The organism is Candidatus Blastococcus massiliensis AP3 (assembly GCF_000582785.1).
Taxonomy (GTDB): Bacteria; Actinomycetota; Actinomycetes; order Mycobacteriales; family Geodermatophilaceae; genus Blastococcus; species Blastococcus massiliensis.
In genome coordinates this window covers 47062-63173 of sequence record NZ_HG931175.1, presented here as the reverse complement: position 1 = coordinate 63173, position 16112 = coordinate 47062, and the positions used below count along the sequence as shown (strand labels likewise).

Sequence of the window (16112 nt, the reverse complement as noted above, 5' to 3'; positions counted from 1 at the left end):
CCGGCGTGGGACGTCGCATACGCATCGCCGCAGGCCTGTTCGCGCTGGCCGAGATCGTCGTGTTCGTCCTCGTCGCCCAGTGGGTCGGCGCGGGGGTCACGGTGCTCGCCGCGCTGGCCACCACCGTGCTGGGCTGGGCGCTGCTCGCCCGGCAGGGAACCAAGGCGCTCCTGGAGCTTCGGGAGAGCGCGCGCACGCGCCGCGCCGCCGGACGCGAGCTCGGCAACGCCGGCCTCGTGGCCGTCGGTGGTCTGCTCATGGTCCTGCCCGGGTTCATCGGCGACCTGCTGGGCCTGCTGTGCCTCCTGCCGGGCACCCGCTCGCTGGTCCGCGCGGGACTGACCGCGCTGATCGCCTCGCGGCTGCCGGGCGGGCTGCGCCCGCCGGTGCGGGTGGACAGCGTCCGCACGGCGGAGATGCCGCAGCGCGACGACGTCGGCACGACACCCCTGGTGATCGAGGGCGAGGTGCTCCGCGGCCCGGACGGGCGCCCGCTGAGCTGAACTCCGGAAGACGTCGAACGGCCCCGGTGGGAGATCCCACCGGGGCCGTTCGCACTCGGCCCGCCTCCGTGAGGCGGTCCTTCGTCTAGCTGGCGCGGGTCCGCCGGCCGCGGAGCACCTCGAGGCGCTCGGCGAGGACCTCTTCGAGGTCCTCCACGGAACGACGCTCGAGCAGCATGTCCCAGTGGGTGCGCGGCGGCTTGACCTTCTTGGGAGCCGGCTCCGAGCCGCCGACCAGCTTCGCGGCGGCGCCGTCGAACTTGCACTCCCAGGTGTCGGGGAGCTCGGCGTCGTCAGCGAAGGGCACCGTGAACAGGTGGCCGGACGGGCACCGGTACTCGGCGTACTGGCGCTCGATGGGCGCGGTGTTCCGTTCGGTCTCGTAGCTGACGCTGCCCAGTCGGCTGCCGCGCAGTGAACGCTCGCCCATTGCACACCGTCCTCTCGTACGTGGTGTCGGTCGGGACTCGACGCCGGTAGCGGGCCCATACCCACGTACCGAGGAGTCACAGAGATGAACGACAGATGTGGCGAAGAGATTCCGCCGAAATGGCTTCCCATCATCGCATGGGGGGGTGTCCTGGCCTCCTCCACCCCTCGGAGGGGTGAGCCGCCAGCTGAGCCGCCCGTCAGGGCTGCCCGACATCAGCCCGGCGACCACTGCCCGCGCTGCTCCAGGACCTCCCGCAGCATGGCCGGACGGTCGGTCATGATCCCGTCGACGCCAAGGTCCAGCATCGCCCGCGCCTCGTCGGGGTCGTCCACGGTCCAGACGTGCACCTGCAGGCCCCGGGCGTGCGCGGCAGCGAGGAACCGCTCGTCCACCAGCGCCCGGCCGCCCAGCTGCAGCGGCACCTGGGCACAGCCGGCCTGGATGCGCACGAGACCGGCCGCACGGGGGGAGTAGGAGGACAACCGGAGCGCGGCCACCCCGCGGGGGCCGAGTGATGTGCAGACGTCGGGCAGCAGCCGGCGGGCCGCGGCGATGCGCGCGTCGGAGAACGAGGCGAGGCAGATGCGGTCGACCACGCCCATCCGGCGGACGAGCTTCACCAGCGGGGCGAGGACACCCGCGGTCTTGATGTCGAGGTTGAACCGGACGTCGGGCCAGGCACCGAGCAGGTCCTCCAGCCGCACGAGGGGTTCGCGCCCGCCGATCCTGGCCTCGGAGAGCTCCCGCCAGGTCATGGCGTCCACCCGGCCGCTGCGGTCGGTCACGCGCTCCAGCACCGTGTCGTGGAAGGCCACGAGGGTTCCGTCGGCGGTGATCTGGACGTCGGTCTCCATGTAGCGGTAGCCGAGGTCCACGCACGCCTGGAACGCCGGCATCGTGTTCTCGAGGTGCTCGATCGCCCCACCGCGGTGGGCCATGGCCAGCGGGGTGGGCGCATCGAGGAAGGCGAAGCGCGCGGGGGCCACGGGAACACGCTAGTCAGGCGCCCGGACGGCCGTCGGGTCGGGTCGGCCGGTGTCGATCGAGAGGTGTTCCGGGCGTGTTCCGTCGGTCCTGTCGCCGTCGGCGTCTAGCGTGCCGGACGTGGCACAGCACGCGACCGGCACGGTGACGCAGACCCGGCTCTCCCCCGCACCCAACCGGGGGAGCGGCGAGGAGCGTCGCTGCGGCTGGTGCCGCCGGGTGCTGCCCGAGCAGGGCAGCGTGGGGCGGCCGCGGCTCTACTGCGGCCAGGCCTGCCGGCAACGCGCCTACGAGCAGCGCTCCGCCACCGCGAAGGCCGGCCTGCCCGACGACGTCGTCCTGGTCTCGCGTGCCGAGCTCGACGGCCTGCAGGACCGGCTCTACCAGCTGCGCTGCGCCCTCGAGGACGTCCAGACGCTGCTCACCGAGAAGCCGACGAAGGCAGAGCTCGAGCGGTCACTGGCCGACCTGGTCCACTCGACCGGTCGCCTGGACCGCCTGTGGGTCACCGAACGCGGCTGACCGCCACGCCGGCCGGCGTCACCGGGAATCAGTCCGGATCGGTGGTGTCCTCGTCCCCGTCGTCCTCGTTCTCCGGGTCGGTGTTGTCCGGCAGGTTGCCGCGCTCGTCCTCGCCGCGTTCGCTGCCGCCGGTGTTCTCGCTGTCGTCGTCCGTCGTCCCCTCGTTCGGCGTCGTCGGGTCGCCACAGGCGGTCAGCGTGGCGCCTCCGCCGAACAGGGTCAGAGCGGCGAACAACGCGGCGAGCGGGCGTCGGATCTCCATGCCTCGACCCTACGAAGACCTCGTCGTGCCCGCCCGTCGAATCGGCGACGAACACCCGCCTTGCGTCACTGTTACGTAATGCCGCCGGTGTGCCCGGATGGGGCAGGAGGGGAATCCGGGGACGAGGGGAGTCGTCGTGGGACTCGGGACCGTCCCGGGCGCTACGGTCGCCCGGTGCACGACGTCGTCGACGGGCCCCGCGTGCTGGTGATCGGTCTCGACCCGTACCGGGTGCCCGGGCCGTGGGACCCCGCACCCGTCGCCGAGGGCATCGCCGCAGGCATGGCCCGGTTCGCCGACGCCGGGGTCGGCGCGGAGAGCTGCCTGGTCGGGCTGGACGGCAGCGACGACATCGAGGACGTGGTGACCCGGGCGGTCACGAGCCGGCCCTGGGAGGTCGTCGTCATCGGCGGCGGGGTCCGCAACGACCTGGACCTGTTCGAGCGGGTCCTCAACCTCGTGCACCGCGCGGCGCCCACGGCGGCGATCGCCTTCAACAGCACACCCGACGGCACCTTCGACGCGGCGGCCCGGTGGCTGAGCCGGTGAACCGCTCGGGACTGGACCGGCTGCGACCCGAGCAGCGTCACCTGGTGGCGGGGTGGATCCCTGACGCACGGGTCATCGCCGACCACAGCTGGGGCCTGGTCGAGACGGTCGTCCTCGAGGTGGAGAGCGAACAGGGGCGGCTGATCGTCAAGGCCGGGGGACCGGCGGACAGTCACATCGCGCGCGAACTGCGGGCGCACAGGGAGTGGCTGGCCCCCTGGGTGTCGACCGGCCATGCCCCGGCACTGCTCCACGCGGACGGACCGGCCAAGGTGCTGGTCACCCGGTACCTGCCCGGCCGGCTCCTGGAGGGGACGCCGGCCCAGGACGACCCGGAGGTCTACCGCCTGGCGGGGGCGCTGCTGGCCCGGTTCCACGGCCAGACGCAGGCACACGACCCCGGATGGCACGACAAGCTGCGGGCACGGGTCCAGCGCCGTCTCGACGAGCCGCACCGGATCGACCCGCAGATCGAACGGGTGCTGCGCGCGGAGGTCTCGACCTGGCCGGGCGGGGGCGCGACCGTCGTCCCCACGCACGGCGACTGGCAGCCTCGCAACTGGCTCATCGACGACGGGGTCGTCCGGGTGATCGACCTCGGGCGGGCCGACCTGCGGCCGCCGACCGAGGACTTCGTGCGGCTGGCGCGGCAGGACTTCGCGCGCGACCCACGACTGGAGGCGGCGTTCTTCGACGGGTACGGCGGGGACCCTCGGGACCCCGAGGAGTGGCGCCGGAGTCTCGTCGGGGAAGCCGTCGGCACGGCCGTCTGGGCCTACGAGGTCGGCGCCGAGGACTTCGAGCGCTTCGGGCACCACCTGCTGCGGGCGTTGCACCCGGCGAGCGGGGACGTGAGCTGATCCCGCAGCAGCGCCCACCCACCTGGGTCGTGCGCCGATAATGCACATTATGTCAAGTAGCCGAGGGGTGCCCCGCTCCTGACGGCCCGGAGCCCTCCCCGCCGACGACATCGCCCGCGACCGACCCTCACCGCGACGTCGACGACGTCTCCCGAAGCCCGTCGAGCCGGCACCGCCGTGTCGTCGTCGCACCGCCACCTCGCCCCGGTCGGCCGACCCCGCGGCGAACCGTCGGCCGTCCGGCCGGGCCGCCACCGGGCCCCTCTCGCCGGCCGGGGCCGGCTGGCCCTATTGCGTCACTGTGACGCATCCCCCGCCGTTTGCCGCATCGCGCTGATGCGCGTCCCCGATGGACGGCGGTCCACCCAGCCAAACCCGGCTCAATACGTCACTGTGACGGATCGTCCGCCGTCCGGGTGCGCCACCGGATAGCGCGGTAGGACGACGTCAGCCGATCTCGCTGCGCTCGATGCGGATCCAGCCCGCCACGAGAGGCAGCACTCCCCACAGCGCCACCGACGTCCCGACCTGCGCCCAGCCCTGGCCGTCCAGCGAGCCGTCGTACATCGGCGCCAGGGTCGTGTTGAGGTCCAGCCAGTCGCGCATCCAGCTGAGGGCGCCGACGGTGTTCGCGACGATGGTCACGATCGTCGGCAGGACGAAGTACAGGACGATCGCCAGCGGCGAGCTCAACAGCAGCATGCCGAACGCGATGCCGATGAGGATCGTGACGACCTGGACGAGCACGGCCTGCACGACGTGGTCCCCGGAGACCCCCCAGTCCGACGTGTCGCTCGTGAACACCGGGGTCAGCAACGCCCCGAGCGCCGACGCGACCGCGGCTGCCGCGACCCCGAGCAGGCCGAGGACGACGCCGGCGAGCACCTTGGCGGTGAGCACCCGCGAGCGGGCCGGCACCAGCGCGAACGTCGTCATCGCGGTGCGCTGCGACCACTCGCTGGTCACCAGCAGGATGCCGACCACGGGCAGCAGCATCCCGACGGGCAGCTGCGTCGTGGCGAAGAACATGGCGAAGGTCTTGTCCGGTTCCTCGGCGAAGAGCAAGGGTCCTCGTCGTGGACGACGATCCGGTGGTGCGGGCCGCGCTGGCCATGGTCCTCGGCGGGTCCGGGGACTGCGTGCTGGTCGGCGAGGGCGCCGACGGCGAGGAGGTGCCGGCCGCGGTCGCGGAGCACGCACCCGACGTCGTCCTGATGGACATCCGGATGCCGCGCGTCGACGGCCTGACCGCCACCGAGCGGTTGCGGGCGCGCGCCGACGGGCCCGAGGTCATCGTGCTCACCACCTTCGACGCCGACGCCTCCGTCCTGCGGGCCCTGCGGGCCGGTGCCAGTGGCTTCCTGCTCAAGGACACCCCGCCGGCCGCGATCGTCGAGGCCGTGCGCAGGGTGGCGGCGGGCGAGCCGATGCTCTCCCCCACGGTGACCCGCCAGCTGATGGCGCACGTCGCCGACGCCGAGGGCCCGACCGCGGAACCCGACGAGCGGCGGGCCGCCGCGCTGGCGCTGCTGGAACGGCTCAGCGAGCGGGAACGCGAGGTGGCCCTCGCCGTCGGCCGGGGGCTGTCCAACGCGCAGATCGCCGCCGAGGCCTACATGAGCGTGGCGACGGTGAAGGCGCACGTGTCCCGGCTGCTCACCAAGCTCGCGGCGGCCAACCGCGTGCAGGTGGCGCTGGTGGTGCACGACGCCGGACTGGTGTGAGGCTCCGCGGCTTCGATCCCCGGTCGACGGGTAGCGGCCGAGGACGACGACCCCAGGAGGACCCCGTGGCAGATCCGCGTCCCGACACCGACGAGAAGGACGAGCCGGGCGGCTCGCCGTCGCACGGCCAGGGCAACCTGATCCGCAAGCCGCTCTCCCCCGGCGAGGACGCCGGCGCGGCCACCCCCGTACCCGGCGCCTACGAGGCCGACGAGGACGAGCGCGAGCGCGGCAGGGCGGTCAAGCCCGGCAACTGACCCGGCGCCGGGGTCGCCCCGCCGTCGCCGGCACGTGCGGGGCGTTCCCGGGACCGTACGGTTGACTGCCCGACGTGGCGGGGCTGCAGCGGTTCTTGGAGCGCGTCACCGCCCCGGTTCCCGACCTCTCCCCCGAGCTGCTCGTCGGCACCGCGGCGGTCGCCGCCCTGCTGGTCCTCTGGCCTCCCGCGTGGCGGCGGGCCCGCCACGCGGTGACGATCGCGCACGAGGGCGCGCACGGTCTGGTCGCGCTCGCGGTCGGGCGCCGGCTGTCGGGCATCCGGCTGCACTCGGACACCTCCGGGCTCACCCTGTCCTCGGGGCGGCCGACCGGGCTCGGCATGGTGCTCACCTGCGCCGCGGGCTACACGGGTCCGGCGCTGTTCGGCCTCGGTGCCGCCGCACTGCTCGCCGCCGGCCATGCGATCGGGCTGCTCTGGGCCCTGCTGGGTCTCCTGGCGCTGCTGCTGGTGCAGATCCGCAACTGGTACGGCCTGTGGTCGGTGCTGCTCACCGGCGGACCCGTGCTCGCCGCGACGTGGTGGCTGCCGCCCGGCGGGCAGGCCGCGTTCGCGGCGGTCGCCACCTGGTTCCTGCTGCTCGCGGCGCCCCGCACCGTGCTGGAGCTGCAGGCGGCCCGCCGTCGTCGCGGGGCCCGCGACTCCGACGCCGATCAGCTGGCCCGCCTGACGCGGCTCCCGGCGGTGCTGTGGGTGGGGTTCTTCCTCGTCGTGGACGTCGGGGCCCTGGTGCTGGGCGGCCGCTGGCTGCTGGCCTGACCCCGCTCCTCGGGCTCAGATCCGCTCCCGCCGACGGGGTTCGCAGCCGGACGGCTGCCGGACCGGCTTCGCCAGTGGCGCCGCCGGGACGTCGAGCTCGAGGTCGGTCTGGTCGACGGTCACCCGGCGACCGTGGTGGAGGATCTCGAGCGGCTCGCCGTCGGCCAGCCGGTAGATCGCCGACGACGGCGTCACCGACACGACCAGCTTGCGGCCCCGGTAGACCACCCGGAAGCGCAGGCGGTCGATCCGGGGTGGCAGACGCGGGGCGAACATCAGTTCCCCGTCGTGGTCGCGCAGCCCGCCGAATCCCGCGACGGCGACCGTCCAGCTGCCGGCCAGTGCGGCGATGTGCAGCCCGTGGCCCGAGTTCTGGTGCAGGTTCTGCAGGTCGGTGAGCGCGGTCTCCGCCCAGTAGTCGTAGGCGAGGTCCAGGTGCCCCGTCTCCGCCGCGACGACGCCCTGCTCGCTGGCCGACAGCGACGAGTCCCGGGTGGTGCGCGCCTCGTAGTAGGCGAAGTTGGCGATCTTCTCCTCGAGGGTGAACGCGTCCCCGCGCAGGTGCAGGGCCAGGACGAGGTCTGCCTGCTTGACGACCTGCTTCCGGTAGATGTCGTAGTACGGGTAGTGCAGCAGCAGCGGGTAGTGGTCGGCCGGGGTGCCCGCGAAGTCCCACTCCTCGTGGTGGGTGAAGCCGTCGGACTGCATGTGCACGCCGCGCTGGGTGTCGTAGGGCACCGCCATGAGCGCGGCCGCCCGCAGCCAGATCTCCACCTCGTCGTCGTCCACCCCGAGCCGGGCGGCGACGTCGGGGTGCCGGCCCACGGCCCGGGCCGCCTCGCGCAGGTTCCGCTGGGCCATGAGGTTGGTGTAGACGTTGTTGTCGACCACCGCGGTGTACTCGTCCGGACCCGTCACGCCGTCGATGCGGAAGCCGTGCTCGGGGTCGAAGTGACCCAGCGCCGCCCACAGCCGCCCGGTTTCGATGAGCAGCTCGGCGCCGATGTCCCGGTCGAAGTCCTCGTCCAGGGTGGCGTTGTAGTACCGGATGACGGCGTCGGCGATGTCGGCGTTGATGTGGAAGGCCGCCGTCCCGGCCGGCCAGTACCCGGAGGTCTCCTCGCCGCGGATGGTCCGCCAGGGGAACGCCGCGCCCCGCAGGCCGAGCACGCGCGCCCGCTCGCGGGCCAGCTCCAGGGTCGAGTGACGCCAGCGGAGGGCGTCGCGGGCGGCCCGCGGCACGGTGTAGGTGAGCACCGGGAGCAGGTAGGTCTCGGTGTCCCAGAAGCTGTGCCCGTCGTACCCGGGCCCGGTCAGCCCCTTGGCCCCGATCGCCTGCCGCTCGGCGCGCAGACCGGCCTGCAGGACGTGGAACATGCCCACCCGGACCGCCTGCTGCAGCTGGTCGTCGCCCTCGATCTCGACGTCCGCGTCGTCCCAGTGCCGGTCGAGCAGGTCGCGTTGCTCGCGCATCAGCCGCTCGAAACCGGCCAGCTTGGCGGTGGCGAGCGCGGCGTCGACCTGGTCGCGCAGGGCGGCACCCGAGCGGCGCGACGACCAGCCGTAGGACAGGAACTTCACCAGCTTCAGGGAACCGCCCGGCGGGATGCGCGCGGCCAGCGTGTACCGGGCGAGGTCACCGTTGGCCTCGATGTCCTCGGTGCTGGTGTCCGGGATCTCGACGAGGTGGTCCATGCCGGCGGCCATCCGGAGCCGGCTGCGGGCGGTGTGGTGGACCAGGACGGCGTGCCGACCGCGGCCGACGGAGAACTCGGCCTGCAGCGGCCGGTCGAGGGCCGCGGCCGCGCGGGGGTCTCCGGTGTCGAAACGGTTGACCTCGTTGGCCAGCAGATCGGACTGGAGGGCGACGTACAGGTCGCCCTCGTCGTCGATGACCTCGACCTGGTACTCGATGGCCGCGATGGACCGCCGGGTCAGGGACACCAGCCTGGTGCTGGTCACCCGGACGCAGCGCCCGCCCGGCGAGCGCCACTCGGTGACCCGCCGGAGCACCCCTGCCCGCAGGTCGAGGGTGCGCCGGTGCGAGAGGATCTCGCCGTAGTTGAGGTCCATCGGCGAGTCGTTGACCAGCAGCCGGATGAGCTTGCCGTCGGTCACGTTGACGACCGTCTGGCCCTGCTCCGGATAGCCGTAGCCGGCCTCCGCGTAGGGCAGCGGACGCTCCTCGAAGAACCCGTTGAGGTAGGTGCCCGGGAAGACGACGGGCTCCCCCTCGTCGAAGGAACCGCGCATGCCGATGTGCCCGTTCGCCAGCGCGAAGAGGGACTCGTGCACGCCGAGGGAGGAATGGTCCAGCCCGATCTCGGTCAGCGACCACGGCTCGACGGGGAAAGCCGGACGTCCCTCGGTCACGTCGCGTCCTCCAGCAGCAGCTCCAGGTCGTCCACCACGATGTCGGCGCCGGCCTCTGCCAGCGCGTCGGACTGCCCCACCCGGTCGACGCCGACCACGTAGCCGAAGCCGCCCGCGCGCCCGGCGGCCACGCCGGACAGCGCGTCCTCGAAGACGACGGCCTCGGCGGGCTCGACCCCGAGCAGCCGGGCCCCCGCGAGGAAGGTGTCGGGTTCGGGCTTGCCGCGCAGCCCCTCGCGCGAGGCCACGACGCCGTCCACCCGCGCATCGATGAGGTCGGCGAACCCGCCGACGGCGATCACCTGCTCACCGTTGGCCGACGCCGTCACCACCGCGGCCGGCAGACCGGCCTCCTTCACCGCGCGGAGGTAGCGGACCGAGCCGGCATAGACCTCCACGCCGTGCTCCTCGAGCTCGCGCAGCACCAGCTCGTTCTTGCGGCTCGCGATCGCCTGGACGGTCGCCGCGTCGGGCGGGTCCTCGGGGCCACCCTCGGGGAGGGTGATGTCGCGACTGGCCAGGAAGCCGCGCACGCCGTCGGCCCGGTGCTTGCCGTCGACGAAGCTGTTGTAGTCGGACTGGCTGAACTCCGGCTGTCCGGGGTCGAAGCGATCCAGGAACTCGTCGAAGGTGCGTTTCCACGCGGCCATGTGCACGGTGGCGGTGCGGGTCAGCACACCGTCGAGGTCGAAGAGGCAGGCGCGGATGGACTCGGGCAGCCCCAGGCCGGATACAGGCACGGCGACGACGCTACCGGCGCGGCCGTTGCAGCACCGTTCCGACGCCGGGTCGCTCGTGTACCGGGTCGCTCGCATGCCGACGCGCGCGGCGCACCGCTCCTGCCTAGTGTCGCGACGAGGACGCCTGCCCTGCGCGGACGGCGTCCGTTCCCGCCCCTGCGTCGAGAGGACCGACATGGCCGACCGGCCGCTGCCGCCCAACCCGTACGACTTCCTGCCGCGGGTGCCGTCGTTCACCGTCACCAGCGGGGACGTCACCGACGGCGCCTCCCTGTCCATGCCGCAGGTCAGCGGCGTGATGGGTGCCGGCGGAGAGGACCGCTCGCCGCAGCTGTCGTGGTCCGGTTTCCCGGAGGGCACCCGCAGCTTCGCGGTGACCGTCTTCGACCCCGACGCGCCGACCGCCAGCGGCTTCTGGCACTGGGCCGTGGCCAACATCCCCGCCACGGTCACCGAGCTGCCCGCCGATGCGGGCAGCAAGGACTCCCCCGACCTGCCCGCGGGCGCGGTCCAGCTCCGCAACGACGGCGGTTTCGCCGGGTACGTGGGTGCCGCTCCGCCGTCCGGCCACGGCCCGCACCGCTACTTCGTCGTCGTCCACGCCGTCGACACGGAGACGCTCGACGTCGACGGCGACACCCGACCCGCCGTCCTGGGCTTCAACCTGTTCTTCCACACCGTGGCCCGGGCCACCCTGGTCGCCACCTACGAGCAGCGGTAGCCGGACGACCTACTCGGGCGGTCCGGCGGCGCCGGTGGTCGCCACGCGGGCGAAGCCGATCCGCTCGTACACCCGGGAGACGTCGTCGTCGCCGGCCGCCAGGAACACCAGGTCCGCGGTCTCCCGGGCGTGCGCGACGAGCGCGGAGGCGATCCCGGCGCCGAGCCCCCGGCCGCGCAGGCGCGGCGTGGTGGCCAGGCCGACGATCTCGCTGACCACCGCGCCGTCGATGTCGACGGGCTGGTGCAGCCCGACGGCGACGGGGACGCCACGCTCGATCGCCACCATCATCACGGTCCGGCCGGACGCGATCCGCTCGCGGAGGGCCGCCGTCCCGGGGCCGCTCTCCGGCTCCGGGGCGGGCACGGTGGCGGGTACGTCGGCCGGCCCCCCGGGGTGGGCGAAGGCGACCGCCGACACCGCCAGGTAGTGCGGCAGCTCGGGGTCCTCGGCGCCCACCAGGTACAGCCGCACCCCGGCGGGGAAGAGCAGCTCGACCGGTTCGTCCGCCACCAGCAGGGGCAGCTCCTCGACGACCAGCCCCGCGGCGCGGGCGGCGCCCGCCACCTCCGGGGTGCACTCCGGAATCCATTCCAGGGCGGCCGGCAGCCCGGCGGCCTGCTGGAGCTCGACGGCGCGGCGGACGTCGGCCACGGTCACCCGGGAGTCGCTCCCCCGTGCCGGGCGCGCGGGGTAGGGCCAGGCGGGATCGGCCACGGGGACGTCGAGGGCGCCCGCGCGCTCGATCCGCGCGTCCGGCAGCGGCGCGGCGGCGTAGTAGCGCTCGATGCACTCGAGCAGTCCCGGGCGGGCTGACACACCGGGAACCCTAGACCGCCCCTGTCCGGGGAACGGTCGCGCGGACGTCCCCGCGGGTCCCGGCCCACCCCCATGGGTGACCCGCGCGTAGGAGGCCCGGGGGCCGGACGGCACGATGGGGGCGTGACGGCAGGGACACGCGGCTCCATCTCGCCCTACGCGGTGTTCGACCGCGACTCGTGGCGGGCGCTCGCCGCCGGGTCCCGGCTACCCCTGGACGAGGCGGACCTCTCGGCGCTCGCCTCGCTCGGCGACCGGATCGACCTGGACGAGGTGGCCACGGTCTACCTGCCGCTGGCCCGGCTGCTCGGCCTGCACGTCACCGCCAGCAAGCGCCTCTGGGCAGCACAGAGCGACTTCCTGGGCGACTCGACGGCCAAGGTGCCCTTCGTCATCGCGGTCGCCGGCAGCGTCGCGGTGGGCAAGAGCACCACCTCGCGGCTGCTGCAGACGCTGCTCGCGGCCAGCCCCGGCTCGCCGAGGGTGGACCTCGTCACCACCGACGGGTTCCTCCTCCCCAACGCGGTGCTCGAGGCCCGCGGTCTGATGTCGCGCAAGGGCTTTCCGGAGAGCTACGACCGGCGGGCGCTGCTGCGCTTCCTCGCCGATGTGAAGAGCGGGCGGGAAGAGGTGTTCGCGCCGGTCTACGACCACCGCGCCTACGACATCGTCCCGGACCGGCGGCAGGCCGTGGACCGTCCGGACATCCTCGTGGTCGAGGGTCTCAACGTGCTGCAGGCGGGTCGTCGTGCCGACGGCACCGCTCCCGAGGTGTTCGCCTCGGACTTCTTCGACTTCTCCGTCTACGTCGACGCTGCCGAGGCCGACATCCAGCGGTGGTACGTCGAGCGCTTCCTCGCGTTGCGGCGTACCGCGTTCGCGGACACCTCCGCGTTCTTCCACCGGTTCGCCGACCTGACCGACGAGCAGGCCCAGGAGACGGCCCTGGGCATCTGGACCGCGGTCAACGGGCCCAACCTGCGCACCAACATCGCGCCGACCCGGTCACGCGCCCGACTGGTGCTCCAGAAGGCCGCCGACCACTCCGTCCGGCGGATCCTGCTGCGCAAGCTCTGACCCATCCGGTCCGCCGACGGGCACTGGCAACTCTGCACCACTCCTCGGAGTGATCTGGTGACCTGCATCACTATCCGAGTGGTCGATCGGCGCGCACACTAGGCAGCGTTCGGTAATCGGACGCTCACCATCAGCTACAGCCGGCTCCTGCCGACCCAGACGGACGGATCCATCCCATGTGCGCTCACGCAACCCCGTGCCCCGACGTCTCCAGCGAGGCGCGTGACCTCGCCGCCGTCGTCAGCAGCCACCCCGAACAGGGCTGGAGCCTGCTGTGCAACGGCGTCGTCCTCTTCGACGACGACGGCGAGCTGCTGCCCGACGGCCGCGCCTTCGCCGACCCGCACACCTGGCTGACCCCCGAACCCCTCAGCGCCTGAGCGACCCGCCCGCGCCCCGGCACCGACGGCCGGGAGTCAGGCCTGGGCGCCGACCACGTCGGCCGTCGTCCCCAGGTCGTCCGGTGCTCCGGTCGACCGGTCCGGGGTCGACCCGTTCTCCTGCGGCGCGTGCTCTCCGAAGTCGTGCTCGGCGAACGCCTCGATCGGCGGGCAGGCGCAGACCAGGTTGCGGTCCCCGTAGGCCTGGTCGATGCGCCGGACCGGGCTGAGGTAGCCCCGCCCCTGCAAGCCACGCACCGGGTAGACCGCCGTCGTGCGCGGGTAGGGCCGCTCCCACTCCCCCGCCAGCATCGCCAGGGTGTGCGGAGCGTTGCGCAGCGGGTTGTCGGTGGCGTCGTACTCGCCGGTGGCGACCTTCTCGATCTCGCCGCGGATGGTCACCATCGCCTCCACGAAGCGGTCCAGCTCCGCCTTGTCCTCGCTCTCGGTCGGCTCGACCATGAGCGTGCCGGCGACCGGGAAGCTCATCGTCGGCGCGTGGAAGCCGAAGTCGATGAGCCGCTTGGCGATGTCGTCGTTGGTGATCCCGGTCGCCTTGGTCAGCGGGCGGATGTCGAGGATGCACTCGTGGGCGACCATGCCGCCCGCGCCGGTGTAGAGCACCGGGAAGTGCTCGCGCAACCGCGTGGCCAGGTAGTTGGCGCCCAGGATGGCGTGCTCGGTGGCCTTGGTGAGGCCGTCCGGGCCCATGAGCCGGACGTAGGCCCAGGAGATCGGGAGGATGCCCGCCGACCCGTACGGGGCGCCGGACACCGCCGGACCCGCCGTGCCGGTGTCGACCAGCGGGTGACCCGGCAGGAAGGGCACCAGGTGCTCGGCGACGCCGATCGGGCCGACGCCGGGACCGCCGCCGCCGTGCGGGATGCAGAAGGTCTTGTGCAGGTTCAGGTGGCTGACGTCGGACCCGAACCGGCCCGGACGGGCGAGGCCGACCAGCGCGTTGAGGTTGGCCCCGTCCACGTAGACCTGTCCCCCGGCGTCGTGCACCGCGGCGCAGATCTCCCGCACCTCGGTCTCGTACACGCCGTGCGTCGAGGGGTAGGTCAGCATGATCGCCGCCAGCCGGTCGGCGTGCTGGTCCACCTTGGCCCGCAGGTCGCCGAGGTCGACGTTGCCGGCCTCGTCGCAGGCGACGACGACGACCCGCATGCCCGCCATGACCGCGCTGGCGGCGTTCGTGCCGTGGGCGGAGCTGGGGATCAGGCAGACGTCACGCTGGTCCTCGCCGCGGGAGCGGTGGTAGCCACGGATGGCGAGCAGGCCGGCGAACTCGCCCTGCGACCCGGCGTTGGGCTGCACGCTCACGGCGGCGTAGCCGGTCACCTCGGCCAGCCAGCCGCACAGCTCGTCGATCAGCCGGGTGTAGCCCTGGGCCTGCCCGGCCGGGGCGAACGGGTGCAGGCCGGCGAACTCCGGCCAGGTGATGGCGGCCATCTCGGTGGCGGCGTTGAGCTTCATCGTGCACGAGCCGAGCGGGATCATCGTGCGGTCCAGCGCCAGGTCCTTGTCGCTGAGCATGCGCAGGTAGCGCAGCATCGCGGTCTCGGAACGGTGCGCGGAGAAGACGGGGTGGGTCAGGTAGGCGGTCTGCCGGCGCAGGTCGGCGGGGAGCGCGTCGCTGCCCTCGTCGTCGAGCGCCGCGTCGTCGAAGGCGACGCCGAACGACTCGGCGACGGCCCGCAAGGTGTCCGGCGTCGTCGTCTCGTCGCAGGCTGCCGACACGGTGTCGGCGTCGACCAGCCGCAGGTTGATCCGCCGCTCGGCCGCCGCGCCCACCACGTCGGCGGCGCGACCGGGCACCGCGACGGTCAGGGTGTCGAAGAAGTGCTCGGAGGCCAGGGTGAGCCCACCCGCCCGGAGGGCGGCGGCCAGCGCGAGCGCGCTCCGGTGCACGCGGGCCGCGATCGCCGCCAGCCCCTCGGGGCCGTGGTAGACGGCGTAGGCGCCGGCCATGACCGCCAGCAGCACCTGGGCGGTGCAGATGTTGCTGGTCGCCTTCTCGCGGCGGATGTGCTGCTCGCGGGTCTGCAGCGCCAGCCGGTAGGCGACGTCGCCGTCGGCGTCGACCGAGACACCGACCAGCCGGCCGGGCAGCTGCCGGGCCAGGCCCTCGCGGACGGACAGGTAGCCGGCATGCGGGCCGCCGTAGCCCATCGGGACACCGAAGCGCTGGGTGGTGCCGCAGGCGACGTCGGCGCCCCACTCCCCCGGCGCCTCCAGCAGGGTGAGGGCCAGCAGGTCGGCGGCGACGACGACCGAGGCACCGGCCTCGTGCGCGGCCGCGGCGAGGGCGCGGTGGTCGCGGACGGCGCCGCTGGCGCCCGGGTACGAGAGCAGCACGCCGAAGGCGCCGGCGTCGGGCAGATCGGTGGGCCAGCCCTGCGACAGGTCGGCCACGTGCAGCGCGATGCCCAGCGGCTCGGCGCGGGTCTCGAGGACGGCCAGCGTCTGCGGCAGCGTGTCGGCGTCGACGACGAACACGGCGTCCGTCCTCGTCCGGCCCGCCCGGCGGACCAGGGTCATCGCCTCGGCCGCGGCGGTGGCCTCGTCGAGCATGGAGGCCCCGGCGACGTCGAGGCCGGTGAGGTCGGCGACCATCGTCTGGAAGTTGATCAGCGCCTCGAGCCGGCCCTGGCTGATCTCGGGCTGGTACGGCGTGTACGCGGTGTACCAGGCCGGGTTCTCCAGCACGGTGCGCTGGATGACGGCCGGCGTGACGGTGCCGTAGTAGCCCAGGCCGATCATCGAGGTGAAGACGTCGTTCTGGGCGGCGCGCTCGCGCAGCTCGGCCAGGACGGCGGCCTCGTCCGCGGCAGCAGGCACGGCCAGCGGCGTCCGGTCGCGGACCTGCTCGGGCACGCAGGCGTCGGCCAGTGCCTCCAGCGTCGGATAGCCGACGGTGGCCAGCATCGCGGCCGTGTCCCCGGCCCGAGGCCCGATGTGGCGGGCGGCGAAGGAGCCGGCAGGGTTCAGCGAAGTGAGCGAGGGAAGCGGCCCGGCGAACGGCGGGAGGGACTCCCCTACCGGTGCGGCCACGGACTGAGCACGGTCTGCCACTGGCAGAACGCTACAACATTGTCGTCCTGCCGGACGACAACGCGATCAGGT

General features: G+C 73.3%; 18 protein-coding genes. 10 read left to right on the top strand and 8 right to left on the bottom strand.

Annotated elements, in window-relative coordinates; translation table 11 throughout:
- Window positions 1-5 precede the first annotated feature (5 nt).
- A complete protein-coding gene (locus tag BN344_RS14485) occupies window positions 6-503 on the top strand; it encodes an FxsA family protein (RefSeq protein ID WP_040339340.1) in 498 nt (165 codons plus the stop codon).
- An 85-nt stretch (window positions 504-588) separates the two neighbouring features.
- Here BN344_RS14485 and BN344_RS14480 read toward each other — a convergent pair whose 3' ends face one another.
- Together BN344_RS14480 and BN344_RS14475 are read right to left on the bottom strand one after the other, a co-directional pair.
- Window positions 589-933: an RNA polymerase-binding protein RbpA gene (locus BN344_RS14480; RefSeq protein ID WP_040339339.1), complete on the bottom strand. Its 345-nt coding sequence runs from the start codon at window positions 931-933 to the stop codon at window positions 589-591.
- A 215-nt stretch (window positions 934-1148) separates the two neighbouring features.
- Window positions 1149-1922, bottom strand: coding sequence for a glycerophosphodiester phosphodiesterase (locus BN344_RS14475; protein WP_040339338.1), 774 nt, complete (start codon window positions 1920-1922; stop codon window positions 1149-1151).
- 118 nt (window positions 1923-2040) lie between these two features.
- Between BN344_RS14475 and BN344_RS14470 the strand changes: the two genes are divergently transcribed.
- The gene (locus BN344_RS14470; protein ID WP_231486875.1) at window positions 2041-2442 is read left to right on the top strand and encodes a hypothetical protein; all 402 of its coding nucleotides are present in this window, start codon (window positions 2041-2043) and stop codon (window positions 2440-2442) included.
- Between the two features lie 28 nt (window positions 2443-2470).
- Here the strand turns inward: BN344_RS14470 and BN344_RS14465 are convergent, their stop codons facing one another.
- Window positions 2471-2704: a hypothetical protein gene (locus tag BN344_RS14465; RefSeq protein WP_040339337.1), complete on the bottom strand. Its 234-nt coding sequence runs from the start codon at window positions 2702-2704 to the stop codon at window positions 2471-2473.
- A gap of 174 nt (window positions 2705-2878) precedes the next feature.
- On the opposite strand from BN344_RS14465, the gene BN344_RS14460 reads away from it, so the two are divergent.
- Together BN344_RS14460 and BN344_RS19955 are read left to right on the top strand one after the other, a co-directional pair.
- On the top strand, window positions 2879-3253 hold the full coding sequence (locus tag BN344_RS14460; protein WP_051515963.1) for a hypothetical protein: 375 nt from the start codon (window positions 2879-2881) through the stop codon (window positions 3251-3253).
- The gene (locus tag BN344_RS19955) at window positions 3238-4113 is read left to right on the top strand and encodes an aminoglycoside phosphotransferase family protein (protein ID WP_208091993.1); all 876 of its coding nucleotides are present in this window, start codon (window positions 3238-3240) and stop codon (window positions 4111-4113) included. Before BN344_RS14460 ends, BN344_RS19955 begins: the two co-directional genes overlap by 16 nt.
- Before the next feature lie 447 nt (window positions 4114-4560).
- Here BN344_RS19955 and BN344_RS14450 read toward each other — a convergent pair whose 3' ends face one another.
- Window positions 4561-5178 (bottom strand): hypothetical protein, encoded by a 618-nt coding sequence (locus tag BN344_RS14450; RefSeq protein WP_051515962.1) that lies wholly within the window; start codon window positions 5176-5178, stop codon window positions 4561-4563.
- Window positions 5179-5189: 11 nt separating this feature from the next.
- Between BN344_RS14450 and BN344_RS14445 the strand changes: the two genes are divergently transcribed.
- The 3 genes from BN344_RS14445 to BN344_RS14435 all read left to right on the top strand — a co-directional run bounded on the left by BN344_RS14445 (window position 5190) and on the right by BN344_RS14435 (window position 6873).
- On the top strand, window positions 5190-5837 hold the full coding sequence (locus BN344_RS14445; RefSeq protein ID WP_040339336.1) for a response regulator transcription factor: 648 nt from the start codon (window positions 5190-5192) through the stop codon (window positions 5835-5837).
- A 65-nt stretch (window positions 5838-5902) separates the two neighbouring features.
- Window positions 5903-6094 carry a hypothetical protein gene (locus tag BN344_RS14440; protein WP_040339335.1) on the top strand — a complete coding sequence of 64 codons (192 nt, stop codon included), beginning with the start codon at window positions 5903-5905 and terminating at the stop codon, window positions 6092-6094.
- Between the two features lie 74 nt (window positions 6095-6168).
- Window positions 6169-6873: a M50 family metallopeptidase gene (locus BN344_RS14435; RefSeq protein ID WP_040339334.1), complete on the top strand. Its 705-nt coding sequence runs from the start codon at window positions 6169-6171 to the stop codon at window positions 6871-6873.
- A gap of 15 nt (window positions 6874-6888) precedes the next feature.
- Here BN344_RS14435 and BN344_RS14430 read toward each other — a convergent pair whose 3' ends face one another.
- Both BN344_RS14430 and BN344_RS14425 read right to left on the bottom strand, forming a co-directional pair.
- The gene (locus BN344_RS14430) at window positions 6889-9246 is read right to left on the bottom strand and encodes a glycoside hydrolase family 65 protein (RefSeq protein WP_040339333.1); all 2358 of its coding nucleotides are present in this window, start codon (window positions 9244-9246) and stop codon (window positions 6889-6891) included.
- A complete protein-coding gene (locus BN344_RS14425) occupies window positions 9243-9986 on the bottom strand; it encodes an HAD family hydrolase (protein WP_231486873.1) in 744 nt (247 codons plus the stop codon). The genes BN344_RS14430 and BN344_RS14425 overlap by 4 nt, the downstream gene beginning before the upstream one ends.
- Before the next feature lie 175 nt (window positions 9987-10161).
- Here BN344_RS14425 and BN344_RS14420 point away from each other — a divergent pair, with 175 nt between their 5' ends.
- Window positions 10162-10707 (top strand): YbhB/YbcL family Raf kinase inhibitor-like protein, encoded by a 546-nt coding sequence (locus BN344_RS14420; RefSeq protein WP_040339332.1) that lies wholly within the window; start codon window positions 10162-10164, stop codon window positions 10705-10707.
- 9 nt (window positions 10708-10716) lie between these two features.
- On the opposite strand, the gene BN344_RS14415 is transcribed toward BN344_RS14420, so the two are convergent.
- Window positions 10717-11526 carry a GNAT family N-acetyltransferase gene (locus BN344_RS14415; RefSeq protein WP_040339331.1) on the bottom strand — a complete coding sequence of 270 codons (810 nt, stop codon included), beginning with the start codon at window positions 11524-11526 and terminating at the stop codon, window positions 10717-10719.
- Window positions 11527-11649: 123 nt separating this feature from the next.
- Here BN344_RS14415 and coaA point away from each other — a divergent pair, with 123 nt between their 5' ends.
- Both coaA and BN344_RS14405 read left to right on the top strand, forming a co-directional pair.
- Window positions 11650-12603 (top strand): type I pantothenate kinase, encoded by a 954-nt coding sequence (gene coaA / locus BN344_RS14410; RefSeq protein ID WP_051515961.1) that lies wholly within the window; start codon window positions 11650-11652, stop codon window positions 12601-12603.
- Between the two features lie 176 nt (window positions 12604-12779).
- On the top strand, window positions 12780-12983 hold the full coding sequence (locus BN344_RS14405; RefSeq protein ID WP_040339330.1) for a DUF5999 family protein: 204 nt from the start codon (window positions 12780-12782) through the stop codon (window positions 12981-12983).
- 36 nt (window positions 12984-13019) lie between these two features.
- Here BN344_RS14405 and gcvP read toward each other — a convergent pair whose 3' ends face one another.
- Window positions 13020-16040, bottom strand: coding sequence for an aminomethyl-transferring glycine dehydrogenase (gene gcvP, locus BN344_RS14400; protein ID WP_197022337.1), 3021 nt, complete (start codon window positions 16038-16040; stop codon window positions 13020-13022).
- Between the last annotated feature and the right edge of the window lie 72 nt (window positions 16041-16112).

Coding starts and splice junctions, on each gene's coding strand:
- BN344_RS14465 (WP_040339337.1), bottom strand. CDS start 2,704: ATGGAGATCCGACGCCCGCTCGCCGCGTTGTTCGCCGCTCTGACCCTG.
- BN344_RS14405 (WP_040339330.1), top strand. CDS start 12,780: ATGTGCGCTCACGCAACCCCGTGCCCCGACGTCTCCAGCGAGGCGCGT.
- BN344_RS14480 (WP_040339339.1), bottom strand. CDS start 933: ATGGGCGAGCGTTCACTGCGCGGCAGCCGACTGGGCAGCGTCAGCTAC.
- BN344_RS14420 (WP_040339332.1), top strand. CDS start 10,162: ATGGCCGACCGGCCGCTGCCGCCCAACCCGTACGACTTCCTGCCGCGG.